The sequence below is a fragment of the Reyranella sp. genome (genome assembly GCF_965279465.1).
Classification (GTDB): domain Bacteria; phylum Pseudomonadota; class Alphaproteobacteria; order Reyranellales; family Reyranellaceae; genus Reyranella.
On sequence record NZ_OZ257242.1, the window covers coordinates 2286711 to 2309323 of the forward strand.

Genomic DNA, 22613 nt, shown 5'->3' on the forward strand with positions numbered 1-22613 from the left:
CAGTACAATTTGTAGCAGAAGGGGCGGCACCCGAAAACACCGTTCGGACGGTGCGCGTGTTGCTGCCTCTGCCGCTGGCAGACGCCTATGATTACAGCGTTCCCGAAGGCTTGGACGTTGCCGCCGGCCAGTTCGTGATCGTGCCGCTAGGCAAACGCGAGACCTTGGGTGTGGTCTGGGGCGACGGCACAGGCGAGGTGGCGGTCGCCAAACTGCGCGACGTGATCGAAGTCCTGCCGGCCCTGCCGATGGCCGATCCGCTGCGCCGCTTCATCGACTGGGTTGCGGCCTACACGCTGGCTCCGCCGGGCGCCGTCTTGCGCATGGCGATGAGCTCTCCGTCAGCGCTGGAGGCTCCCAAGATCGAGCTCGTCTACCGGCCGTCGGCCGGTGCAGGCGACACGCTGAAACTGACCGCCGCACGCCGTCGCGTGCTCGAGGCGCTGAAGGATGGGCCGGCGATGGCGGCGGCGGAACTGGCCCATCTCGCCGGCGTCGGCACCTCGGTGGTCAAGACGATGGCGGCGGCCGGCCTGCTCGCCAGCGTGGAGCGCATCGTTCGCCGATCCTTCCCGCGGCCCGATGGCGGGCGCGGCGGGCCGGCGCTGTCGCCCGCGCAGAAGACGGCGGCCGATGCGCTTATCGAGAAGGTGAAGGCGCACACTTTCTCGGCGACCCTGCTCGACGGCGTGCCCGGCGCGGGCAAGACGGAGGTCTATTTCGAGGCGATCGCCGCCGCGTTGGCGATCGGCCGCCAGGTGCTGGTGCTGCTGCCGGAGATTGCGCTCACCGCGCAGTGGCTGAAGCGCTTCGAGGATCGTTTCGGCTGTTCGCCGGCGGCGTGGCATTCGGGCCTGACCAGCCTCGAGCGGCGCGAGACCTGGCGGGCGATCGCCGAAGGCCGCATCGGAGTCGTGGTCGGTGCCCGCTCGGCGCTGTTCCTGCCGTTCGCCGATCTCGGGCTGATCGTGGTCGACGAGGAGCACGACACGTCGTTCAAGCAGGAGGAGGGCGTCTGCTACAACGCGCGCGACATGGCCGTGGTGCGCGCGCGATTGGCAAGTGCGCCGGTCGTGTTGGCCTCGGCGACCCCGTCGCTCGAAAGCGTGGTGAACGTCGCCTCGGGTCGCTACGGCGCGCTGCATCTGCCGGCCCGGCACGGCGGCAACCAGCTCGCGACGATCGCCGCCATCGACCTCAAGCGCCATCCGCCCGAGCGCAACCGGTGGCTGTCGCCGCCGGTGCTCGACGCGATGAGGAAGACGCTGGCTGCGGGCGAGCAGACGCTGCTGTTCCTCAATCGACGGGGCTACGCGCCGATCACGCTCTGCCGATCGTGCGGCAAGGGCATCGAATGTCCCCAGTGTTCCGCCTGGCTGGTCGAGCATCGCTTTCGCCGCATGCTGGTCTGTCATCACTGCGGCTACAGCGAGCCGCCGGCGGCGACCTGCAAATCATGCGGCGCTGTCGATCACTTCGTCGCCTGCGGTCCGGGCGTGGAGCGGCTGGCAGAGGAGGCGCATGCCGCATTTCCCGAGGCGAGGGTCGAGCTCTTCACCTCGGACTCATTGATGAACCGCGAGGAGGCGACCGCGGCCATCGAACGCATGATCGCCGGGGAGATCGATATCCTGATCGGCACGCAGATGGCCGCGAAAGGCCATCACTTCCCCAACCTCACGCTGGTCGCCGTGATCGATGCCGATCTCGGCCTCAACGGCGGCGACCTGCGTGCGGCCGAGCGCACTTTCCAGCTGCTCTACCAGGTCGCGGGTCGCGCCGGCCGGCACGAGCGTCCCGGCCGCGCCCTGATCCAGACCCACGCGCCCGAGCACCCGGTAATGCAGGCGCTGGTCGCCAACGATCGCGACCGCTTCGTTTCCGCCGAGCTGGCGGGCCGGTCAGGCGCGGGCATGCCGCCCTACGGCCGGCTGGCCTCTCTCATCGTCTCCGGTCCCGACCCCGCCGCTGTGGATAATGTCTGCGCCGCCATTGCTCGCCACGCCCCGCACAAGGAGGGCGTCACCGTGCTCGGCCCATCGGTCGCACCCATGGCCCTGCTGCGCGGACGGCACCGGCGGCGGTTTCTTCTCAAGACCGGCAGGGATACCGCAGTGCAACCTTTATTGCGTGCATGGCTCGGGCAAATTGGCCTGCCCGCTTCAGTACGCTTGCAAATCGACGTCGATCCCTATTCATTCCTGTGACGGAACGCGCGGAAAAGGCAGGTAATCCGCGGGTTTTGGCAATCTTGCGCCGGACAAGGGCGCATGGTAGCAACGCGCGCTTTTCCGGGGTGGGCTTTGATGTTCCCCCGAGAAAAAGTGACGGGGATTCAAGAGCTTGCCGCCCCGCACCACGGGCAGGGAGAGGCTGTTATCGTGTCAACAACCGCCACGACCGGCGTTGCCGGCCGCTATGCCAGCGCTCTTTTCGAGCTGGCCGACAACGCCAAAGCGCTCGATTCCGTGGCGCAGGATCTCGACACCTTTCGCAAGTTGCTCTCCGAGAGCACCGACCTAAGCCGCCTGATCGCCAGCCCGGTGATCAGCCGCGAGCTGCAGGGCAAGGCGTTGCTGGCCGTCCTCGATGCCGCCGGCATCAAGGGGCTGACCCGCAGCTTCATCGGAACTGTCGCCGCAAACGGCCGTGCCCGCGAGCTGCCCGCCATGGCCATCGGCTTCCTCGCCGAGCTGGCGCGTCGCCGCGGCGAGACCACGGCCACCGTCACTTCGGCCGTTGCGCTGAACCCCGCCCAGCTCCAGCAGCTTACCGACACGCTGCGCTCCGTCCTGGGCGGCACAAAGGTTTCCGTCGACGCGCACGTCGAACCCGACATTCTCGGCGGTCTCGTCGTGAAGGTCGGCTCGCGCCTGTTCGATTCGTCCATCCGCAGCAAGCTGCAGCGCTTGCAGCTTGCTATGAAGGGAGTTGCCTAATGGATATTCGCGCCGCCGAGATCTCGGCCATTCTGAAGCAACAGATCGCCAACTTCGGCAACGAAGCCGAAGTTGCCGAGGTCGGCCAGGTCCTTTCTGTCGGTGACGGCATCGCCCGCGTTTACGGCCTCGACAGCGTCAAGGCCGGCGAGATGGTGGAGTTCCCCGGCGGCATCAAGGGTATGGCGCTGAACCTCGAGAGCGACAACGTCGGCGTCGTGATCTTCGGCGAGGATCGCACGATCCGCGAAGGCGATACCGTCAAGCGCACCGGCACCATCGTCGACGTTCCGGTCGGCAAGGGTCTGCTCGGCCGCGTGGTCGACGGTCTCGGCAATCCGATCGACGGCAAGGGACCGCTCGCCACGACTGAGCGCAAGCTCGTCGAGGTCAAGGCGCCGGGTATTATCCCGCGTAAGTCGGTGAACGAGCCGATGCAGACCGGCCTCAAGGCGATCGACTCGCTGGTACCCATCGGCCGCGGCCAGCGCGAGCTGATCATCGGCGATCGCCAGACCGGCAAGACCGCCGTCGCGATCGACACCTTCCTGAACCAGAAGCCGATCAACCAGGGCACCGACGAGAGCCGCAAGCTCTATTGCGTCTACGTCGCCATCGGCCAGAAGCGGTCGACTGTTGCGCAGATCGTGAAGACGCTCGAGGACAACGGCGCGCTGGAATACTCCATCGTTGTCGCGGCGACCGCCTCCGATCCGGCACCGATGCAGTTCCTCGCGCCCTATACCGGCTGCGCGATGGGCGAGTATTTCCGCGACAACGGCATGCATGCCGTGATCGTGTATGACGATCTCTCCAAGCAGGCCGTTTCGTATCGCCAGATGTCGCTTTTGTTGCGCCGCCCGCCGGGCCGCGAGGCGTATCCCGGCGACGTGTTCTATCTCCACTCGCGCCTGCTCGAGCGCGCCGCCAAGCTGAACGAGAAGAACGGCTCGGGTTCGCTGACCGCGCTGCCGATCATCGAGACGCAGGCCGGCGACGTGTCGGCCTACATCCCGACCAACGTGATCTCGATCACCGACGGCCAGATTTTCCTCGAGACCGAACTGTTCTATCAGGGCATCCGCCCGGCGATTAACGTCGGCCTGTCGGTCAGCCGCGTCGGATCGGCCGCGCAGATCAAGGCGATGAAACAGGTTGCCGGCACGATCAAGCTCGAGCTCGCGCAGTATCGCGAGATGGCCGCCTTCGCGCAGTTTGCCTCCGATCTCGACGCCTCGACCCAGCGCCTGCTGGCCCGCGGCCAGCGCCTCACCGAGCTCTTGAAGCAGGGTCAGTTCGTGCCGATGCCGGTCGAGGAGCAGGTCGTGTCGCTCTATGCCGGCACCCGCGGCTTCCTCGACACGCTGCCGGTCGGCCGCATCAACGAGTTCGAGCGCCAGATGCTCGATGCGGTGCGGGCCGAAGGCTCGATCCTCGCGTCGATCCGCGAGAAGCGCGAGATCGTCAAGGAGACCGACGACAAGCTCAAGACGTTCCTCGGCGATTTCGTCAAGAAGTTCGCCTAAGGGACCGCCGAGGCTCCGATGCCCAGTCTGAAGACCTTCCGCCTTCGCATCCGAAGCGTGCAGTCGACGCAGAAGATCACGAAGGCCATGAAGATGGTCGCCGCCGCCAAGCTGCGGCGCGCCCAGGAGCAGGCCCTCGCAGCCCGACCCTATGCCGAGGCGATGGACAAGATCCTGGCCTCGCTCGGGGCGAGCTTCAAAGGCGGGCAAGGCCCGCGCCTGCTGGCCGGCACCGGCTCGGACAAGACCCATCTCGTGATCGTCGCCACCGGCGATCGCGGCCTATGCGGCGGCTTCAACAGCACGATCGTGCGCGAGGCGCGGCGGATGATCCGTGCGCTGCTGGCCGAGGGCAAGACGGTCAAGATCTTCTGCGTCGGGCGCAAGGGCCGCGACCAGCTCCGCCGCGACTTCGGCAGCATGATCGTCGAGACCATCACAGATCTTGGCCGCCCGCGGCTCAGCTTCGCCGACGCCCAGAAGGTTGCCACGCGCCTGCTGGCGATGTTCGAGGCCGGCGAGTTCGACGTCGCCCATGTCGTGTTCAATCGCTTCAAGTCGGCGATGACCCAGATCGTCACCGCCCAGCAGCTCATCCCGCCGCCGGCGCCGGCAACGGGCGCGACGGCCGCTCCCGCGACGAGCGGCGGAGCGGTCTACGAGTTCGAGCCCGACGAGGGCGAGATCCTGGCCGAGCTGCTGCCGCGCAACCTCTCCGTCCAGATCTTCCGCGTCCTGCTGGAGAACGCCGCCAGCTTCTACGGCTCGCAGATGACGGCGATGGACAACGCCTCGCGCAACGCGGGCGACGTGATCAAGAAGCTGACCTTGCAGATGAATCGGTCGCGCCAGGCGTCCATTACCAAGGAACTGATCGAGATCATCTCGGGCGCCGAGGCCATCTAGGCCGCGCCCCGACAGCAATCGAAGGAAAGGGAACTGCATGGCAACCAACAATATCGGCACGATCACCCAGATCACGGGCGCGGTCGTCGACGTGCGCTTCGACGCCGATCTGCCGAACATCCTGAACGCCCTGCATGTGAAGGCCGACAACCGCCTCATCGTGCTCGAGGTCGCGCAGCATCTCGGCGAATCCGAGGTCCGTACGATCGCGATGGACACGACCGACGGCCTGGTGCGCGGCGAGAAGGCGGTCGACACCGGCGGCCCGATCGCCATGCCGGTCGGCCCGGAGACGCTCGGCCGCATCCTGAACGTCATCGGTGACCCGGTCGACGAGCGCGGCGCGGTCGGCAACACCAAGACGCTGCCGATCCATCGTTCGGCGCCCGAGTTCGTCGACCAGTCAACCGAAGCCGAGATCCTGGTCACCGGCATCAAGGTCATCGACCTGCTCGCGCCCTACGCCAAGGGCGGCAAGATCGGCCTGTTCGGCGGCGCCGGCGTGGGCAAGACCGTGACCATCATGGAGCTGATCAACAACGTCGCGAAGGCGCACGGCGGCGTGTCGGTGTTCGCCGGCGTCGGCGAGCGTACCCGCGAGGGCAACGACCTCTATCACGAGATGATCGAGGGCGGCGTCATCAAGCTCGACGGTCCGGGCTCCAAGGTGGCGCTGGTGTACGGCCAGATGAACGAGCCGCCGGGCGCGCGCGCCCGCGTCGCGCTGTCCGGCCTCACCGTCGCCGAGTACTTCCGCGACGCCGAAGGCCAGGATGTGCTGTTCTTCGTCGACAACATCTTCCGCTTCACCCAGGCCGGCTCGGAAGTGTCGGCGCTGCTCGGCCGCATCCCGTCGGCGGTGGGCTATCAGCCGACGCTGTCGACCGACATGGGCGCGCTGCAGGAGCGCATCACCTCGACCAAGAAGGGCTCGATCACCTCGGTGCAGGCGATCTACGTGCCCGCCGACGACTTGACCGATCCGGCGCCGGCGACCTCCTTCGCCCATCTGGATGCGACGACCGTGCTCAGCCGCTCGATCGCCGAGCAGGCGATCTTCCCGGCCGTCGATCCGCTCGACTCGACCTCGCGCATGCTCGACCCGCGCGTCGTCGGCCAGGAGCACTACGACGTCGCCCGTTCGGTCCAGCGCGTGCTGCAGCAATACAAGTCGCTGCAGGACATCATCGCCATCCTGGGCATGGACGAGCTTTCCGAAGAGGACAAGCTGGTCGTGAGCCGCGCGCGCAAGATCGCACGCTTCCTCAGCCAGCCGTTCCATGTCGCCGAGGTCTTCACCGGCACGCCCGGTGTGTTCGTGAAGCTCGAGGATACGATCAAGGCCTTCAAGGGCATCGTCGCGGGCGAATACGACGACCTGCCCGAGCCCGCCTTCTACATGGTCGGCACGATCGACGAGGCAGTCGCCAAGGCCAAGAAGCTCGCCGCCGAGGCGGCCTAGTCGGATGGCGAAGGTCATCTTCCGGCTCGTGATGCCCGAGCGCGAGCTGCTCAACACCGAGGCCGACATGGTCGTGGTGCCGGGGAGCGAGGGCGACTTCGGGGTTCTCCCCGGCCATGCGCCGCTTATCTCGACGGTCCGTCCCGGTGTGCTCGAGGTCTATCAGGGCACCAAGGCCGAGCAGCGCTTCCTGATCGCGGGCGGTTTTGCGGAGGTAACGCCCGAGCGCTGCACGGTGCTGGCGGAGGAGGCCATGCCGTTCGAGCAGGTGACGCCCGATCAACTCGTCGAGCGCGAGCGGGCGGCCGAGGTGGAGCTGAGCGATGCCTCGACCGACGCCGAGACGGCCGCCGCCCAGAAAAATCTCAGTGTGATCAGGGACTTGCGCCGTGCGCAAGCGTACTACGCCAGCCGCTGATTCCTTCGGACCGTACGCCTAAATAGCAAAGTTGCCCCGCCCGGCCATTGCAAGCCGATGCGGGGATCGCTTTATTACGGTTACACTACTGTCGCTTTCTGCGACGAGGGTTGTCGCCAAGGGCAACGAGAACGATGGGCAACTGGACACTCGACACCATCGATTGGGGTCGGTTCGACGCATCAAAGGTCGATCCCGAAATCCTGCGCAACATCAAGGCTGCGGCCATGGTGGAGCGGAACGGCGGGGACTACGGGATTTATCTCGGACGCGTGTTCGCTGACGATCCGGCTTTCGTCGCGGATGTGCGTCGCTGGGTCGACGAGGAGATTCAGCACGGCATGGCACTTGGCCGCTGGGCTCAGCTCGCCGATCCCTCATGGGATTTCGACGCGGCCTTCGCGCGCTTCCGCTCGGGCTATCAGGTGCCGCTCGGCGCTACCCGATCGGTACGGGGCAGCCAGGCAGGCGAGATGATGGCGCGCTGCATCGTCGAGACGGGCACGAGTTCCTATTACAGCGCACTGAAGGACGCGACCGAGGAACCGGTGCTGAAGCAGATCTGCTCGAAGATCGCCGCCGACGAGTTCCGCCACTACAAGCTCTTCTACGAGCACATGCGCCGCTGCCTGAAACGCGATCGCCTCGGCAAGTGGGCGCGGCTGCGCGTCGGCTGGAGCCGCATCGCCGAGAGCGAGGACGACGAGCTCGCTTATGCCTACTACGCCGCCAACGAGCCGGACGGCACGCCGTACGATCGCAAGCGCGCCCAGCGGGCCTATGCGCGCCGCGCCTATCCGCTGTATCGCGCCGGGCACGTCCAGCGCGCCATGGCGATGGTGCTGAAGGCGATCGGCCTCGAGCCGCAGGGCCGCCTCAACGCCCTGCTGACCCGCGCTGGTCTGTGGTTTCTGCGCAGCCGGGCGAGCAAGTACGCCGCACAAGGCTCATAGTCATTGGACCGCGCGCATCCTGCGCACGGTCCGGCATGAGAAGGTCCGAGAACTCGCTCAGCACGATCTCGTAGACCGGACGCTTCCACGGCACGATCACCTCGAGCAACTCGTCCGCCGGTGCCCAGCGCCAGGCGTCGAATTCCTGGTCGTGTGCGGCGAGGTCGATGTCGGAGTCCTGGCCGGTGAAGGCCAGCGCGAACCATTTCTGCGCTTGACCACGCCAACGGCCTTTCCAGTGCGGTGGATGTAGGTCCGGCGGCACGTCGTAGGTCACCCAGTCGCGCGTCTCCCGCAGCAGCAGGGCCTTGGCCGTGCCGACTTCCTCGCGTAGCTCGCGACAGGCCGCTTCGACCGGCGTCTCGCCTTTGTCGACGCCGCCTTGCGGCATCTGCCAGGCATCGGACTGGTTCAGGCGACGGCCGACGAAAATCCGCCGCTCCGGGCCGATCAGCATCAGCCCGACATTCGGCCGGTAGAACTCGGGGGCGACGGTCTTCATGGACGAAGCTGCGCTGGCTGGACGCGCACCCGGGTCATGCAGGCTTCGCGGCATTCGAAATGGCCGATGATCGGCACCAGAGCCACGGCGTTCTGGTCCTGAAGCCGCTTGCGCCAGCTGACAATGGCATCGATCGCCGCGTCGGTCGGCTGCAGCACCCCGAAATCATGACGGGGCGCCCGGTCGCTCGAGCGCTGGGCGGTCCACTCGGCCAGCCGCTCGAGGTTGCTGTCGATGCTGCCCTGGCCCGCGAGCTTGTAGTCCAGCACGGTGGAGCTGCGCGCATAGGCCACGCCCAGGTCGACGGTGAGGCGATACATCGCCGACACACCGGCCGGATTGATCTCGATCAGCGACAGTCCGCGCTCGGCGATCTCCTTGATCAGGGGGCGGGCGATCAGGTCGGACTGCGCGACCAGCACCGGGCCGGGAACGACGAAGCCGAGGCAGCCCTCGCCGCGCGCCATGGCCGTGCGCAGGCGGCGCAGATTCTCGGCCGGGTCGGCGGAGGCCTCGATCGGGCGGATGCCGCGCTCCGCGGGACCGGCCGGATCTTCGACCGGCAGCATCAGGTAGCACTCGTGGCCGCGTTCGCGGGCCACCTTGAGCCAGCCACGCAGGTCGGGCGTGCCGGCGAGGAAGGCGAGGCTCACTTCCGGCGGCAATTCCTCGATCGCACGGCGCATCAGCGCTTCATCGGCGCCGAGGTTCAGCATCAGCAGGCCGACTCTTGCCGCCGGCCCGTCCGGATCGAAGCGCCGGGCATAGGCAATCCATGGCATCCAGCCGCCCGCCGAGATCCTGGGCAGACGCTGGCCGTCGTCGGTGACCTCGATCATCCCGTCGCGCTCGGCCGGCGGCAGCTGGCGGAAGTCGACGCGCATCTGCGAACGTGCCGGCAGCTTCAGCGAGCCGAGGGACCGCTGAGGTGCCGTCACAGCCACGAGCGAATCGTTGTATTGGGGCGCCTGCTCGACGGCCTCGGCTTCCCTGTTGCCATAAGCCATGGCGGCACAGGCCAACGTGAGGCCGATGACGAGGACATAGGCTCTCGTCAAGCCGCTCGAGAGGAAGGCCGGCAGGCGTTGGCGGTCGTGCTCTCGCCTCTTCGCCATGCCGCCGGGCCAGCCTTGCTCGGTGCCGCGCCTAGTTGGCGCGGCTGGTGTAGAGCGAGATGCCGCGGATCAGGTCGACGGCGCGCAGCAGCTGGTAGTCGGCGACCGCGTCCTTCGGCGGCTCGTCCGGATCGCCCGCAGCCGGCGTCGCGGCCGTGGTCTTGTCGTCCTTCTTGTCCGCAGGCTTGTCGACGGGCGGCTTGGCCTCGGACGTCTTGTCGTCCTTCTTGTCGGCAGCCGGCTTGTCGTTCGGATTGGTGATCGAGCGGCGCAGATTCTCCTCGCGGAAGCCCGAGCGTTGCTGAATGGTCTCGACCTTGGCCTGCTCGACCTCGATGTCGGGCTTGATGCCTTCCTTCTGGATCGAACGGCCCGACGGCGTGAAATAGAGCGCCGTCGTGAGGCGGATCGCGCCGCCGCCCGTCACCTGCATGATGGTCTGCACCGAGCCTTTGCCGAAGGAGCGGGTGCCGAGGATGATCGCGCGGCGATGGTCCTGCAAGGCGCCGGCCACGATCTCGGACGCCGAGGCCGAGCCGCCGTTCATCAGCACCACGATCGGCAGCCCGCCGGTGACGTCGCCCGCCTTGGCATTCCAGCGCTGCACGTCCTCCGCCTTGCGTGCCTTGACCGAGACGATCTCGCCCTTGTCCAGGAAGGCGTCGGACATGGAGATCGCCTGGTCGAGCAGGCCGCCCGGATTGTTGCGCAGGTCAAGAACGAAGCCCTTGAGCTTCGGACCGGCCTCCTTCTTGATCTTCTCCACCGCGTCGAGCACACCTGAGGTGCTCTGCTCGGTGAAGGAAGTGACGCGGATGTAGCCGACGTCGCCCTCGAGCCGGAAGCGGACTGCCTTTACCTTGATCGTCTCGCGCGTCAGCGACAGGTCGATCGGGTCCTTTACGTTGTTGCGGCGGATCGAGATCTTGATTGCGGTGCCGACCTTGCCGCGCATCTTCTCGACCGCCTCCTGCAGGGTGAGGCCCTGCACCGGCTCGCCGTCGAGTGCGAAAATCAGGTCGCCCGACTGCACGCCGGCCTTCGAGGCGGGCGTGTCGTCGATCGGCGATACCACCTTGATGACGCCGTTCTCCATCGTGACTTCGATGCCGAGCCCGCCGAACTCACCGCGGGTCTGGACCTGCATGTCCTTGTAGACCTTCGGGTTCATATAGCTCGAATGCGGGTCGAGCGCCGCGAGCATGCCGTTGATGGCGTTCTCCATCAGCGTCTTCTCGTCGACCGGCTCGACATAGTCGCGGCGGATGCGCTCCAGCACGTCGCCGAACAGGTTGAGCTGCTGATAGAGCTCGCTCTTGTCCGATCCCGACTTGGGCTCGGTCTTGTCCTGGGCCAGGACGGGAGCCAGCGCCACGCCGGCACCGAAGGCCAGGACTGCGGCAGCTGTGACGAGACGCATACGAGTCATTGGAATGCCTTTGCAGAGCGCGCCGCGGGAAAGGTCCCGGCGGCGTAAGCGGGTTTCGGGCGTCGGAGGCGAGAATACTAGCCGGTCTTTGACCGGATCAAGGCGAGAGGGCTCACACGGTCGTCAACTATCACGCGGAGGCTGCGGCAGCAGGACGCGGCGCCGCCAGGAGGTGCGGCCGGGCGGTCTCCGACAGCAGCGAATGGCCGGTCATTTCCTGCGGCTGGGGAATTTTCATCAAGGCCAGCAAAGTGGGGGCGACGTCGGCCAGCTTGCCGTCGTTCAGCGAGCGGATATTCGCAGGCGAGTTGTACAGAATTGCAGGAACGCGATTCAGCGTGTGCTGCGTGTGCTTTTGATGGCTTTCTTCATCGTACATCTGCTCGGCGTTGCCATGGTCGGCAGTGACGAACATGACGCCGCCAGCCTTCTTCACCGCCTCCATCAGGCGGCCGAGGCAGCGATCAACGGCTTCCACCGCCTTGATCGCGGCGGGCAGGATGCCGGAGTGGCCGACCATGTCGGTGTTGGCGTAGTTCACCACGATCAGGTCGAACCTGCCCGAGCCGATCGCCTCGACGAGCTTGTCGGTCACTTCTGGCGCGCTCATCTCGGGCTTGAGGTCGTAGGTCTGCACCTTGGGTGAAGGAACCAGGATGCGCTCCTCGCCCTCGAACTGCCGCTCCTCGCCGCCGTTGAAGAAGAAGGTGACATGCGCGTACTTCTCGGTCTCGGCGATGCGCAGCTGCTTCAGGCCGGCCCGAGCGATGGTTTCACCGAGGCCCATCTTGATGACGGCGGGCGGAAACAGCGTCTTGAGGAAACCGTTCAGCGCTGCCGAGTATTCGACCATCCCGACGGCATCGGCGAACTTCACGAGACGGGCGCGCTTGAAGCCGTCGAACAGCGGATCGAGCAGCGCCGTCAGGATTTCCCGCGCACGGTCGGAGCGGTAGTTGAACATCAGGACGCCGTCGCCGTCCTTCATGCCGCGATATCCGGCAATCGCTGTCGGCAGCACGAACTCGTCGTCGAGCTTGGTAGCATAAGCCTTGTCGACCGCTTCCTTGGGAGTCATTGCCGTCTCGCCCTTGGCGTCGACGATACAGTCGTACGCCTTCTCGACGCGGTCCCAGCGCTTGTCGCGGTCCATGGCGTAGTAGCGGCCGCTGATCGTGGCGAACTTGATCGGCAGGCTCTTCTCAAGCCCGGCAGCGACCTGCTCGAGATACTCCTGCGCGCTGCGTGGCGGCGTATCGCGGCCGTCGAGGAAGGCGTGGATCCACACCGGCACGCCGCCTGCGGCGATCATGTTGGCGAGCGCAATTAGCTGATCCTGGTGCGCGTGCACGCCGCCGGGCGACGTGAGGCCGAGGAGATGACAGGCGCCGCCGTTCTTCTTCAGAGTCGCGATCAGCTCGAGGAGGATCGGGTTCTTGGCCAGCGAGCCGTCCTCGATCGCCTTGTCGATGCGCGGCATGTCGGGCACGGCAACCCGGCCGGCGCCGAGATTCATGTGGCCGACCTCGGAATTGCCCATCTGCCCCTTGGGCAGGCCGACGAAGCTCTCCGAGGCGTCGATCAGCCCCTGCGGGCAGGTCGCGACCAGCCGGTCGAAATTGGGCGTCCGCGCATCGAGGATGGCGTTGTCCTTGGGATCCGGCCGGTAACCCCAGCCGTCGAGGATGCAGAGGAGAGCGGGACGCGGGCGGGACGCTGCCATCACGAGGCCTTGCGCGAGGAGGGCCGGGCGCGCTCGACCGAGTTGAACTTGTTCGGGCAGCTCAGCTCGCGCGGATCGGTGTTGGGATTCTGGTCGGGCACCTCGATCGCGCAGAACACGAACTCGCCGCGCGGCTCGCCATCGATCGAGATGTCGTAGGTGTAGGTGCCCGGCGGATCACCCGGGATGATGCACCAGGAACGCTGCAGCACGCCGTCCTGCACGACCTCGCGCATGCGGGTGGTGGCCTTGGTCTTGTCGGCGCTGACCTCGGTCTCGGGGCCGGCGATCACCTGCTCGGCCGGCTGGGAGGTGGTCAGCACCTCGGTCAGGGTGATGGTCCGGTTGGGGCCGCCGAGATACATCCGCCAGCCGAAGCAGGCCCGATTGAACAGGAGCGGGATGGCGTTGGTCTCGTAATGGCGCTGCTGGCCGTCATCGCCGGTAATCGAGACATAGGGAATGCTGCGCACCGGCTTCGCCTTGGCCGCGGGCGTATCGGCTACCGGGGTCTGCGCCATGGCGGTGGTCGCAAGGACAGCCAGGGCAAGCCCGGCAGAGGCGGCGGCAAGCCGCGGGAAGGGGAAGCGCATGAGCGCAATGTAGCCCCGGTTTTTCGTCAGAACAGAGGCAAAATAGACGCTTATTGCGATCTGCAAGCAAAAGGTGCTTGTGGTCGAAATCACGGAAGTCTTTCCACACTTCCTCCCCCCGTCAGCGTAAGACGCTGACACCTCCCCAGAAGACGGGGGAGGGAGTTTGGGACAAGCTCAACCCATCGTGATCTAGCACAAGTAGCTAGGCCCGATGGTACGGGTGTCCCGCCAATAGCTGCTGGGCCCGGTAGATCTGTTCGGCGAGCATGGCGCGGGCGAGGAGGTGCGGCCAGGTCATGGCGCCGAACGACAAGATCAGAGACGCCTTCGCCAGGAGGGGCTCGCCGTGGCCGTTGGCGCCGCCGATCACAAAGGCAATGTCCGCCACTGCATCGTCGCGCCAGCGTTCGATACGCTTGGCAAAGGCCTCGCTGTCCAGGACCTTGCCGCGGCGGTCCAGGGCGACCAGCACGGCTTTGTCCGGAACCGCACCCAGCAGTAGCTCGCCTTCGCGGCGGATCAGCTCGGCGGGCGGCAGTTTCCTCTTTTCGTCGAGCTCGCGCAGGGTGAGCGGCCAGCGGATGCGGCCGGCATAGTGCTCGTAGAGATTGCGTTCGGGACCACGCCCGGCGCGGCCGATGCAGGCGATCGTGAGCTTCAAGCCCGCTTGCGCCGGGCGGCCTTCGCGGGCTTGGATGTCGCCACGTTCTCCAGCGCCCACATCTTCTCGAGCGCATAGAAGGCGCGCGGTTCGGGACGGAAGATGTGGACGACGACGTCGCCGCTATCGACCAGCACCCAATCGCCGACCTCCTTGCCTTCAACCGAGATGACGCGGTAACGGGCCTGTTTCAGGCGCTCTGCCAGATGGTCCGCGATCGCCACCACCTGGCGAGTCGAACGGCCCGAGGCAATCACCATGTAGTCGGCGAAGGCCGACTTGCCGGCGAGGTCGATGATGACGACGTCCTCGGCCTTGTCGTCGTCCAGCGAGCGGCGCACCAGTGCGAGCTGTTCGCCGATTTCCTTGCTCCGGTCGGGAAGCGTGCGGGCCCCCTCGGATGGGATCTGGTCTGGGATGGTCTTTCCTTTCGCTCTGGTCCGCTTGGGTCGCCCCGCGCGGAGCGCCGTGGCCGAATGGCTGTCGAGCCGGCTCGGTATGAAGCACCAGGCCGGCGTAGTGCAAGTCGCCAGGCGGCGGGCCTGGCCCGCATCGAGCCTGTAACGGGCGAAGGCGCGCGGGGCTGCCGACTGGAGTGCAGCATAGCTCCAGCCCGGCCGGGCGAAAGCCGCAATTGCGACCTCCTGGAAAAGCTCGCGCCAGCCCAGCCAATGCTCGAGCTGGGGCAGGATGTCGGCGCCCATCAGCCAGACGAAATGCGCGTGCGGATAGAGGCGCTTCAAGGTCCGGACCGTGTCGAGGGTGTAGCGCGTGCCGAGCAGCAGTTCGGGCGCGTCGACCCTGATGTGCGGATGGTGCGCGACCTGCCGGGCGCGGGTGACGCGGGTCGCGAGCGGCGCCATGCCGTCGTCGCTCTTCAATGGGTTCTGCGGCGAGACCAGCCACCATACCTCGTCGAGGCCGAGCCGCCTGAGCGCTTCGAGGCTGATGTGCCGGTGGCCGTCATGGGCGGGATTGAACGAGCCGCCAAGCAGGCCGATGCGGCGGCGCGTATCGCGCGGCACGCCCGGCATCGGATGGTGGATCGAGGTCAAGGCCGCAGCGTGCCCGTGCCGCGCACGATGTTCTTGTAGGTCGTCAGCTCGACCAACCCAACCGGTCCGCGAGCATGCATGCGGTTGGTCGAGATGCCGATCTCGGCTCCGAGCCCGAACTCGCCACCATCGGCGAACTGGGTGCTGGCATTGTGCATGACGATGGCGCTGTCGACTTCGCGCAGGAAGCGTTCGGCGGTCGCCGCGTTGGCGGTCACGATCGATTCGGTGTGCTGGCTGCCGTAGCTCGCGATGTGGTGGATCGCGCCCTCGACGCCGTCGACCGTGGCGACCGAGATGATCGGCTCGAGATATTCGGTGCGCCAGTCCTTCTCGCTGGCGGCGACGGCCTTGGGATCGCGTTTCTGCACCTCGGCGTCTCCGCGCACCTCGCAGCCCAGCTCGTGCAGCTTCGCCAATACCGGCGCGAGATGGGTATCCAACGCGGCGCGGTCGATCAGTAACGTCTCGGCGGCGCCGCAGACGCTGACCCGGCGCATCTTGGCGTTGGCCACGACGTCGCGCGCCATGGCGACGTCGGCGTCGCGGTCGACATAGACGTGACAGATGCCGTCGTAATGGCGCAGCACCGGCACGCGGCTCTCGACCGTCACGCGATCGATCAGCGAGCGGCCGCCGCGCGGCACGATCAGGTCGAGCCAGTCCATCGCCTTTAGCAGTTCGCCGACGGCGGCGCGGTCGGTCGTCGGCACGAGCGCGACGCAATCCTCGGGCAGGCCGGCGTCCTTCAGGGCGCGGCGCAGAAGCTCGACGATCACGCGCGAGGAATGAAAGCTGTCGGAGCCGCCGCGCAGCACCACGACGTTGCCCGATTTGATGCAGAGTGCGCCGGCATCTGCGGTCACGTTCGGTCGCGCCTCGTAGATCACGCCGATGATGCCGATCGGCACGCGCACGCGGCTGATCTCCAGGCCGTTCGGCCGCTGCCAGCGCTCGATCTCCACGCCGACCGGATCGGGCAGGGCAGCGATCTCGTCGAGGCCCTTGGCCATCGCCTCGACCCGCGCTTCGTTGAGCAGCAGGCGGTCCTGCAACGCGCTACTCATGCCGGCGGCCTTGGCGGCGTCGATGTCGCGGGCGTTGGCGGCGAGGATCGCAGCCTTCTCGGCGCGAATCAGGCGCGCGCCCTCGATCAGAGCCCTGTTCTTCGCTTCGGTGCCGGCATTGCGCAGCGCGACGGCCGCGGCCTTGGCGCGCTGGCCGAGCACCGCGACGATGGCGGCCGCGTCCTCGGCAGGCTTGATCTGCACGTTCATGACCCGCTCCAATGTGTCATTCGACCACGAGGTCGTCGCGATGGACGATCTCGTCTCGGCCGCGGAAGCCCAGCAGGCGCTCGATCTCGGCGCTCCTGCGGCCGGCGATGCGGCGGGCGTCCTCGGCAGCATAGGCGACCAGCCCGCGCGCCAATATCCTGCCGACCTTGTCCTTCACGTCCACCACGTCGCCGCGCTTGAACTCGCCGTCGATGGCCGTGACGCCGGCGGGCAACAGGCTCTTGCCGGTCGAGAGCGCGCGCACGGCGCCGTCGTCGACCACCAGGCTGCCCGACGACTTCAGCGAGCCCTTGATCCATTTCTTGCGCGCCGACAGCGGTGAGGCTTCCGGCAGGAACCACGAGCAGCGCGCGGTGCCGTCGATCAGCTTGCCCAGCGCGCCGACCGCGCGGCCGTCGGCGATCGCCATTCGGCAGCCGGCCGCCATGGCGATGCGTCCCGCCATCAGCTTGGTCACCATGCCGCCGTTCGACATCACCGATGCGGCAGCCCCCGCCATCGCCTCGATCTCCGCCGTGATTTCGTGGATTTCGGGAATGTGCCGGGCCGAAGCGTCGCTGCGCGGATCGCCGGTGTAGAGGCCGTCGATGTCGGAGAGCAGCACCAGCGTGTCGGCCGAGATCATCTCGGCGACTCGCGCGCCGAGGCGATCGTTGTCGCCGAAGCGGATCTCGTCGGTCGCGACCGTGTCGTTCTCGTTGATCACCGGCACCGCCCCCAGCCCGAGCAGGGTAGCCATGGTCTGGCGCGCGTTGAGATAGCGGCGGCGCTCCTCGGAGTCGTCGAGCGTGAGCAGGACCTGGGCCACGGTGATGCCGTGACGGGCGAGCGATTCCTGATAGGCGTGGGCGAGCTGAATCTGGCCGGTCGCGGCCGCGGCCTGGCTCTCCTCGAGCTTCAACGGCCCGGACGGCAGCTTGAGATACGTGCGGCCCAGCCGGATCGCGCCGGACGAGACGAGCACGACCTCGCAGCCGTCCCTGTGCAGGCGCGCGACGTCGCTGGTCAGCGCTTCCAGCCAATCGCGGCGAATCTGGCCCTTGGCTTCATCGACGAGGATAGAGGAGCCGATCTTCACGACCAGCCGTCTTGAGCCGGCCAAAGCAGAGCCAGCTCGGGACATCAGGCTGCTTCCCGGGCGGAGACGCGCTGCTTGTCGACGAGCTTCATCAGCTCGTGCAGCAGGGGCTGCACGCCCTGACCGGACACACCCGAGATGACGTGTACGGTCTTGCGGCTCACCTTGGCGAGCTGGGCGCGCTTGGTCTCGATGTCTTCCGGTGTCATGGCGTCGGTCTTGTTCAGCGCCACGATCTCCTTCTTGCGCGCAAGATTGCCGCCATAGGCCTTCAGCTCGCCGCGCACCGTCTTGTAGGCGGTCGCAATGTCATCCTGCGTGCCATCGACCAGGTGGAGCAGTGCCCGGCAGCGCTCGACGTGGCCCAGGAAGCGCGTGCCGAGGCCGGCGCCCTCATGTGCGCCCTCGATCAGGCCGGGAATATCGGCCATCACGAACTCGCTCTCGCCGACGCGCACCACGCCCAGCCCGGGATGCAAGGTCGTGAAGGGATAGTCGGCGATCTTGGGCCGTGCGTTGCTGTTGGCCGCCAGGAACGTCGACTTGCCGGCGTTGGGCAGCCCGATCAGCCCGATGTCGGCAATCAGCTTCAACCGCAGCCAGACATAGCGCTCCTCGCCCGGCCAGCCCTTGTCGGCGCGGCGCGGCGCGCGGTTGGTCGAGGTCTTGAAGTGCAGGTTGCCGTAGCCGCCGTCGCCGCCCTTGAGCAGCACGATCCTCTGTCCGATCTCGGTGAGGTCGGCCAGCAGGGTCTCGTTGTCGTCGTCGAAGATCTGCGTGCCGCGCGGCAGGCGCAGCACGATGTCCTTGCCTGCCGCGCCGGTGCGCTGCTGGCCCGAGCCCTGGTGGCCGGTCTCGGCACGGAAATGCTGGGCGTATCGATAGTCGATCAGCGTGTTCAGCCCATCGACGCATTCCAGCACCACGTCGCCGCCGCGCCCGCCGTCGCCGCCGTCCGGGCCACCGAACTCGATGAACTTCTCGCGGCGAAAGCCCACGCAGCCGTTCCCGCCGTTGCCGGAGCGGAGGTAGATCTTGGCCTGGTCGAGGAATTTCATGGGTTGGGGTCCGAAAAGAAAAAGGGGGAACGGCCGAGCCGTTCCCCCTTCGTAAGCCTTCGATGGGAACGGTTATTCGGCCGCGAGGGCCGGCGCCGGCAGAACGTTCACTTCGACCTTGCCGCCGGAGCGGGTGCGGAAGCTGACCACGCCGTCGATGGTGGCGAACAACGTGTGGTCGCGGCCGAGGCCGACGTTCTGGCCCGGGTTCATCTTGGTGCCGCGCTGACGGACCAGGATGTTACCCGACAAGACCTTCTCGCCGCCGAAGCGCTTCACGCCCAGCCGCTTGCCGTCGGAATCGCGGCCGTTGCGCGAGGAGCCGCCTGCTTTCTTGTGTGCCATCGTACTACTCCCGGTCGCTCCAGCTCAGGCGACGATCTGTTCGATCTTGACCACCGTCAGGTCCTGACGATGACCGTTCTTGCGGCGCGAATTCTGGCGGCGCCGCTTCTTGAAGACGATCAGGTGCGGCCCGCGCGCCTGCTTGACGATCGAGGCCACGACCTTGGCGCCCTCGACGGTCGGCGCGCCGACCTTCTCGCCGACCATCAGCACGTCGGTGAACTCGATCGTGGAGCCCGCTTCACCCTCGATACGCTCGATGGTGTGGGTCTCCTCGGCGGCGACGGTGTACTGCTTTCCACCCGTGCGGATAACGGCGATCATGACTGCACCCGACTGAAGCCTTGCTGCTCAGGACCAATCCCACCACCCCTAGGGGTTTGGCGGGATCTTGGCCCCCAAATGCCGCAAGGCACGAAAGAACGCGGCGGGCCTGAAGACCCGCCGAAGGAGCGCGGAATATACGCAGGAAGCCCTCGGAGTCAACGCCGGAACGGCTCTATTCGGGTTCGTTCCGACGGTATTGCTCGTCCAAAGCCGCACCCCTATAAGCGGGGCCCCGGAGAGGTGCCAGAGTGGTCGATCGGGACGGTCTCGAAAACCGTTGTGCGTGCAAGCGTACCGTGGGTTCGAATCCCACCCTCTCCGCCAGAAACCCGTCCATAGTGTTCCGCCACCGTCCACAGAACGCAGAAAAAATGGCCAAAATTCAGCTTCAACCGTCCACTCCCATCCACCCTTGACCGCCACAATCCACCGTCCGATGATGGGTGGAGTGGTGGGTGCGGCAAGGTCAAGCTGATGGGTGGCTAGACCCGCTCGCAGGCGACCCATCATGCGGAGGGTCGAATGCCCAAGCGGGTGGCGTCTGCGCTGAATTCCCGAAAGGTCCAGACCGAGCAGCGGCCGGGCCTGCACGCCGACGGAGACGGCCTTTACTTGCAGGTCACGAACACCGGCACGAAGAGCTGGACGTTCCGCTTTCAGATCAATGGTAGGCGGCGCGACATGGGGCTCGGTCCAGCCGCCGGCACGTCGAGCGCGGTCTCGCTGGCCGAGGCCCGGCAACTCGCCGCTCAAGCAAAGACGCTCGTGCGGAATGGCGTCGATCCGATCGAGCACCGAACCGCTCGGCAGGCAGCGACGGCGACCGCCGCGGCCAAGGCGATGACGTTCAAGCAGGCCGCCGAGGCCTACATCGATTCGATGCGGAGCGGCTGGCGCAACGCGAAGCATGCCAGCCAGTGGAGCGTCACCCTCGAGACATACGCCTATCCGGAGATCGGCAATCTCGCGGTCGGCGCCGTCGACAACGGCCTCGTGCTCAAGGTGCTGTCGCCGATCTGGTCGACCAAGACCGAGACGGCGAGCAGGGTGCGCGGACGCATCGAGGCCATCCTTGACTATGCCGCCGCCCGCGGCGCCCGCGAGGGCGACAATCCGGCCCGATGGAAAGGTGTGCTGTCCAAGATCCTGCCGGCGCCGGGGAAGGTCCGCCGCGTCGTCCATCACGCCAGCTTGCCCTACGCCGAGCTGCCCGCGTTCTGGCCCAAGCTGCAGATGCAGGACGGCATGGGCGCGCGCGCACTTGAATTCACGATCCTCACGGCGTGTCGGACCGGAGAAGTTCTCGGGGGCCGCTGGCACGAGGTCGATCTCGATGGTCGCGTGTGGGCGGTCCCGCCGGAAAGGATGAAGTCGGGCCTCGAGCATCGTGTCCCGCTATCGGATCCTGCGATGGCACTGCTTCGCAAGCTGGCTGCCGTGCGCATCGACGACTTCGTGTTCCCCGGCCAGCGCGAGGGCGTTTCACTGTCGCGCATGGTGATGAAGTTGACGCTGCGGCGGATGAAGGTGGACGTCACGCCGCACGGCTTCAGAGCGACATTCCGGACATGGGTCGCCGACACGACCGGCTTCGCGCATGAGCTCGCCGAGGCGGCGTTGGCGCACACCATTGGCGACAAGACCGTCGCCGCCTACCAGCGTGGCACCATGTTCGAAAAACGCCGCGAGATGATGAAGGCGTGGGCCGAGTTCGTAACCGAGCCGAAGTACGCGATGGTCGTGCAGCTCGTGGGAATCGAGCGCTAGTCTCGAATCGGTGCGGTTTAAACCGACGGGTGGAAAAGATCCTACGTAAGGGTCCGCCGCAAGGACGGCCAAGCGGACGCTCTTGCGGAGGGCGTGGTGAAATCGCAATGCGCCACTTAATTGGATTACTTACCTACCGGCCTCAAAAAGGGTCGCCAAGGCGATGTATGACCGCCACGACGACAAATGGATCGACGGGCCGTCGCCCCGCGATAGCTTCGATCTGAAATAGGATGCCGTGAGGAACGAGCCAACCAGCAGCATACCCGGTATGCTCGCTTACACTGCCGGACATTCTACGAGTCGATTGTGCGTCGATTCGGATATCGTGATCCAAGCCGAAGGTGTCTTGAACCTTGGCGAGCCGACACTTCGCCACTACCGACGCTGCAACGCGGAGGATCGAAGTTCGTAGGCGGCCTCTCCAATGTCTTCGGCACCAAGACTGACAAGTCTGCCGGCGCAGCCCTGCGCCAAGGATAGTGCTCCTGAAGCTTGGGCTGGATTGCGGGCTAATGCCGAAACTAATGTTGTCCCGCTTTCGACAAGAGGCGCAGAATTGCCAGCACGCGGATAGGCCGGTCAGCCGAAAAGCCGGGGACGCATCGCCCCAGTTCCGCATCCCCGCACCCGATGCTCGCGGATTCACGATGGAAGACGATACACCGCTACCTCCTGACACCGCATGGGGAACCGAAGCGCGGCGATTGATAAGGCAGCCAGGAGGCTTAGACTCGGCCGCGGTCACTGATTTTGTTCTGCTTAGATATCTGCGCCTGGGAGATTCTAGGCCCTTACTCCAGCTGTTATCCCAGGCGAAAATTCCGGGCCGTGATGTTCTCCGGTATCTCGCGGCCATGATCGATCCCGAATGTAGGGCACGACTTGCCGATGAACAATTGACGTTTGAAATCCGCTTCGAGGACAGACGCATGCGAGGGCGCCCGAAAGGCGGCCGACGTCGAGGAAGCTCCGCGAGATTTCGTGTTCATTGGAAAGCTGACACCACGAAGATGTCCGAAGGACTTCAGCCTCATCCGCACTTCTGGGGATGTCTTCGGGCCGGGCTTATGGAGACAAATAATCCCGCGCTGTTTCGAGAAATCTTCAAAACGTCACTCCCCTTCACGGTAAAAATCGTCCAGATCGATGGCCGCCGAGGAAGACGCCCGAACCCAGAGCTTGGGGAGCGTGACAGAGTTCTTGCGGATTTCGTTGAACACCGCATGAGCCTCGACCATGGCTACGACTCCGCAATCCTGGGCACGCTTGATCAGATATGGGCGACCGCCAAAGAGGAATGTTGGCGAGGGACTATCGGCAAAAAGACAATCAAGGACGCCTACGACCGGAGAAAAAGCGAGAATCGAAAATAATCACTAATTCTTTGACCCGCTATTCGCTAGTCGGCCGCGGCGCCGTGCATACAATCGCGGACCATCTCACCCGGAGATG

The 22613-nt window shown here is 66.0% G+C and carries 21 protein-coding genes and 1 tRNA gene; 10 read left to right on the forward strand and 12 right to left on the reverse strand.

Going from position 1 to position 22613, the window contains the following annotated elements; all coding sequences use genetic code 11:
- The first annotated feature begins 56 nt into the window (after window positions 1-56).
- The 7 genes from ACQY8M_RS11165 (at window position 57) to ACQY8M_RS11195 (ending at window position 8204) form a co-directional block, all read left to right on the forward strand.
- Window positions 57-2207 carry a primosomal protein N' gene (locus tag ACQY8M_RS11165; RefSeq protein WP_428671865.1) on the forward strand — a complete coding sequence of 717 codons (2151 nt, stop codon included), beginning with the start codon at window positions 57-59 and terminating at the stop codon, window positions 2205-2207.
- A gap of 174 nt (window positions 2208-2381) precedes the next feature.
- Entirely contained in the window at window positions 2382-2939 is a 558-nt protein-coding gene (locus tag ACQY8M_RS11170; protein WP_428671867.1) for a F0F1 ATP synthase subunit delta, read from the forward strand.
- Window positions 2939-4465 (forward strand): F0F1 ATP synthase subunit alpha, encoded by a 1527-nt coding sequence (gene atpA / locus ACQY8M_RS11175; RefSeq protein WP_428671869.1) that lies wholly within the window; start codon window positions 2939-2941, stop codon window positions 4463-4465. The genes ACQY8M_RS11170 and atpA overlap by 1 nt, the downstream gene beginning before the upstream one ends.
- Before the next feature lie 18 nt (window positions 4466-4483).
- On the forward strand, window positions 4484-5371 hold the full coding sequence (locus ACQY8M_RS11180; protein ID WP_428671871.1) for a F0F1 ATP synthase subunit gamma: 888 nt from the start codon (window positions 4484-4486) through the stop codon (window positions 5369-5371).
- A 37-nt stretch (window positions 5372-5408) separates the two neighbouring features.
- Window positions 5409-6833, forward strand: coding sequence for a F0F1 ATP synthase subunit beta (gene atpD, locus ACQY8M_RS11185; RefSeq protein WP_428671873.1), 1425 nt, complete (start codon window positions 5409-5411; stop codon window positions 6831-6833).
- A 4-nt stretch (window positions 6834-6837) separates the two neighbouring features.
- Window positions 6838-7251 (forward strand): ATP synthase F1 subunit epsilon, encoded by a 414-nt coding sequence (gene atpC / locus ACQY8M_RS11190; RefSeq protein WP_428671875.1) that lies wholly within the window; start codon window positions 6838-6840, stop codon window positions 7249-7251.
- A 134-nt stretch (window positions 7252-7385) separates the two neighbouring features.
- The gene (locus tag ACQY8M_RS11195; protein WP_428671877.1) at window positions 7386-8204 is read left to right on the forward strand and encodes an acyl-ACP desaturase; all 819 of its coding nucleotides are present in this window, start codon (window positions 7386-7388) and stop codon (window positions 8202-8204) included.
- Here ACQY8M_RS11195 and ACQY8M_RS11200 read toward each other — a convergent pair.
- The 12 genes from ACQY8M_RS11200 to rplU form a co-directional block, all read right to left on the reverse strand.
- Window positions 8128-8706 carry an RNA pyrophosphohydrolase gene (locus ACQY8M_RS11200; RefSeq protein ID WP_428671879.1) on the reverse strand — a complete coding sequence of 193 codons (579 nt, stop codon included), beginning with the start codon at window positions 8704-8706 and terminating at the stop codon, window positions 8128-8130. The genes ACQY8M_RS11195 and ACQY8M_RS11200 overlap by 77 nt on opposite strands.
- Window positions 8703-9821, reverse strand: a complete 1119-nt coding sequence (locus ACQY8M_RS11205; protein WP_428671881.1) for a divergent polysaccharide deacetylase family protein — start codon at window positions 9819-9821, stop codon at window positions 8703-8705. The genes ACQY8M_RS11200 and ACQY8M_RS11205 overlap by 4 nt, the downstream gene beginning before the upstream one ends.
- 31 nt (window positions 9822-9852) lie before the next feature.
- Window positions 9853-11250: a S41 family peptidase gene (locus ACQY8M_RS11210; protein ID WP_428671883.1), complete on the reverse strand. Its 1398-nt coding sequence runs from the start codon at window positions 11248-11250 to the stop codon at window positions 9853-9855.
- A 130-nt stretch (window positions 11251-11380) separates the two neighbouring features.
- Window positions 11381-12973: a 2,3-bisphosphoglycerate-independent phosphoglycerate mutase gene (gene gpmI / locus ACQY8M_RS11215; RefSeq protein WP_428671885.1), complete on the reverse strand. Its 1593-nt coding sequence runs from the start codon at window positions 12971-12973 to the stop codon at window positions 11381-11383.
- Window positions 12973-13566 carry a hypothetical protein gene (locus ACQY8M_RS11220; protein WP_428671887.1) on the reverse strand — a complete coding sequence of 198 codons (594 nt, stop codon included), beginning with the start codon at window positions 13564-13566 and terminating at the stop codon, window positions 12973-12975. Before ACQY8M_RS11220 ends, gpmI begins: the two co-directional genes overlap by 1 nt.
- A gap of 205 nt (window positions 13567-13771) precedes the next feature.
- Window positions 13772-14230: a 23S rRNA (pseudouridine(1915)-N(3))-methyltransferase RlmH gene (gene rlmH, locus ACQY8M_RS11225; RefSeq protein ID WP_428671889.1), complete on the reverse strand. Its 459-nt coding sequence runs from the start codon at window positions 14228-14230 to the stop codon at window positions 13772-13774.
- On the reverse strand, window positions 14227-15285 hold the full coding sequence (locus ACQY8M_RS11230; protein ID WP_428671891.1) for a nicotinate-nucleotide adenylyltransferase: 1059 nt from the start codon (window positions 15283-15285) through the stop codon (window positions 14227-14229). Before ACQY8M_RS11230 ends, rlmH begins: the two co-directional genes overlap by 4 nt.
- The gene (locus tag ACQY8M_RS11235; RefSeq protein ID WP_428671893.1) at window positions 15282-16562 is read right to left on the reverse strand and encodes a glutamate-5-semialdehyde dehydrogenase; all 1281 of its coding nucleotides are present in this window, start codon (window positions 16560-16562) and stop codon (window positions 15282-15284) included. The genes ACQY8M_RS11230 and ACQY8M_RS11235 overlap by 4 nt, the downstream gene beginning before the upstream one ends.
- A gap of 16 nt (window positions 16563-16578) precedes the next feature.
- Window positions 16579-17706 (reverse strand): glutamate 5-kinase, encoded by a 1128-nt coding sequence (gene proB / locus ACQY8M_RS11240; RefSeq protein ID WP_428671895.1) that lies wholly within the window; start codon window positions 17704-17706, stop codon window positions 16579-16581.
- Entirely contained in the window at window positions 17706-18719 is a 1014-nt protein-coding gene (gene obgE, locus ACQY8M_RS11245; protein ID WP_428671897.1) for a GTPase ObgE, read from the reverse strand. Before obgE ends, proB begins: the two co-directional genes overlap by 1 nt.
- 72 nt (window positions 18720-18791) lie before the next feature.
- Window positions 18792-19064: a 50S ribosomal protein L27 gene (gene rpmA / locus ACQY8M_RS11250; RefSeq protein WP_428671899.1), complete on the reverse strand. Its 273-nt coding sequence runs from the start codon at window positions 19062-19064 to the stop codon at window positions 18792-18794.
- Window positions 19065-19088: 24 nt separating this feature from the next.
- The gene (gene rplU, locus ACQY8M_RS11255; protein WP_428671901.1) at window positions 19089-19388 is read right to left on the reverse strand and encodes a 50S ribosomal protein L21; all 300 of its coding nucleotides are present in this window, start codon (window positions 19386-19388) and stop codon (window positions 19089-19091) included.
- A gap of 237 nt (window positions 19389-19625) precedes the next feature.
- Here rplU and ACQY8M_RS11260 point away from each other — a divergent pair.
- The 3 genes from ACQY8M_RS11260 (at window position 19626) to ACQY8M_RS11270 (ending at window position 22534) form a co-directional block, all read left to right on the forward strand.
- Window positions 19626-19715 (forward strand) — tRNA-Ser (locus ACQY8M_RS11260).
- 198 nt (window positions 19716-19913) lie between these two features.
- Window positions 19914-21158, forward strand: a complete 1245-nt coding sequence (locus ACQY8M_RS11265; protein ID WP_428671903.1) for a tyrosine-type recombinase/integrase — start codon at window positions 19914-19916, stop codon at window positions 21156-21158.
- A gap of 857 nt (window positions 21159-22015) precedes the next feature.
- Entirely contained in the window at window positions 22016-22534 is a 519-nt protein-coding gene (locus ACQY8M_RS11270; RefSeq protein WP_428671905.1) for a hypothetical protein, read from the forward strand.
- The last annotated feature ends 79 nt before the right edge of the window (window positions 22535-22613 follow it).

Bases quoted from the DNA above. Each gene is read 5' to 3' on its own strand.
- atpA (WP_428671869.1), top strand. From the start codon at position 2,939: ATGGATATTCGCGCCGCCGAGATCTCGGCCATTCTGAAGCAACAGATC.
- ACQY8M_RS11180 (WP_428671871.1), top strand. From the start codon at position 4,484: ATGCCCAGTCTGAAGACCTTCCGCCTTCGCATCCGAAGCGTGCAGTCG.
- atpD (WP_428671873.1), top strand. From the start codon at position 5,409: ATGGCAACCAACAATATCGGCACGATCACCCAGATCACGGGCGCGGTC.
- atpC (WP_428671875.1), top strand. From the start codon at position 6,838: ATGGCGAAGGTCATCTTCCGGCTCGTGATGCCCGAGCGCGAGCTGCTC.
- ACQY8M_RS11195 (WP_428671877.1), top strand. From the start codon at position 7,386: ATGGGCAACTGGACACTCGACACCATCGATTGGGGTCGGTTCGACGCA.
- ACQY8M_RS11200 (WP_428671879.1), bottom strand. From the start codon at position 8,706: ATGAAGACCGTCGCCCCCGAGTTCTACCGGCCGAATGTCGGGCTGATG.
- ACQY8M_RS11205 (WP_428671881.1), bottom strand. From the start codon at position 9,821: ATGGCGAAGAGGCGAGAGCACGACCGCCAACGCCTGCCGGCCTTCCTC.
- ACQY8M_RS11210 (WP_428671883.1), bottom strand. From the start codon at position 11,250: ATGACTCGTATGCGTCTCGTCACAGCTGCCGCAGTCCTGGCCTTCGGT.
- gpmI (WP_428671885.1), bottom strand. From the start codon at position 12,973: ATGGCAGCGTCCCGCCCGCGTCCCGCTCTCCTCTGCATCCTCGACGGC.
- ACQY8M_RS11220 (WP_428671887.1), bottom strand. From the start codon at position 13,566: ATGCGCTTCCCCTTCCCGCGGCTTGCCGCCGCCTCTGCCGGGCTTGCC.
- ACQY8M_RS11235 (WP_428671893.1), bottom strand. From the start codon at position 16,562: ATGAACGTGCAGATCAAGCCTGCCGAGGACGCGGCCGCCATCGTCGCG.
- proB (WP_428671895.1), bottom strand. From the start codon at position 17,706: ATGTCCCGAGCTGGCTCTGCTTTGGCCGGCTCAAGACGGCTGGTCGTG.
- obgE (WP_428671897.1), bottom strand. From the start codon at position 18,719: ATGAAATTCCTCGACCAGGCCAAGATCTACCTCCGCTCCGGCAACGGC.
- rpmA (WP_428671899.1), bottom strand. From the start codon at position 19,064: ATGGCACACAAGAAAGCAGGCGGCTCCTCGCGCAACGGCCGCGATTCC.
- rplU (WP_428671901.1), bottom strand. From the start codon at position 19,388: ATGATCGCCGTTATCCGCACGGGTGGAAAGCAGTACACCGTCGCCGCC.
- ACQY8M_RS11265 (WP_428671903.1), top strand. From the start codon at position 19,914: ATGCCCAAGCGGGTGGCGTCTGCGCTGAATTCCCGAAAGGTCCAGACC.
- ACQY8M_RS11270 (WP_428671905.1), top strand. From the start codon at position 22,016: ATGATCGATCCCGAATGTAGGGCACGACTTGCCGATGAACAATTGACG.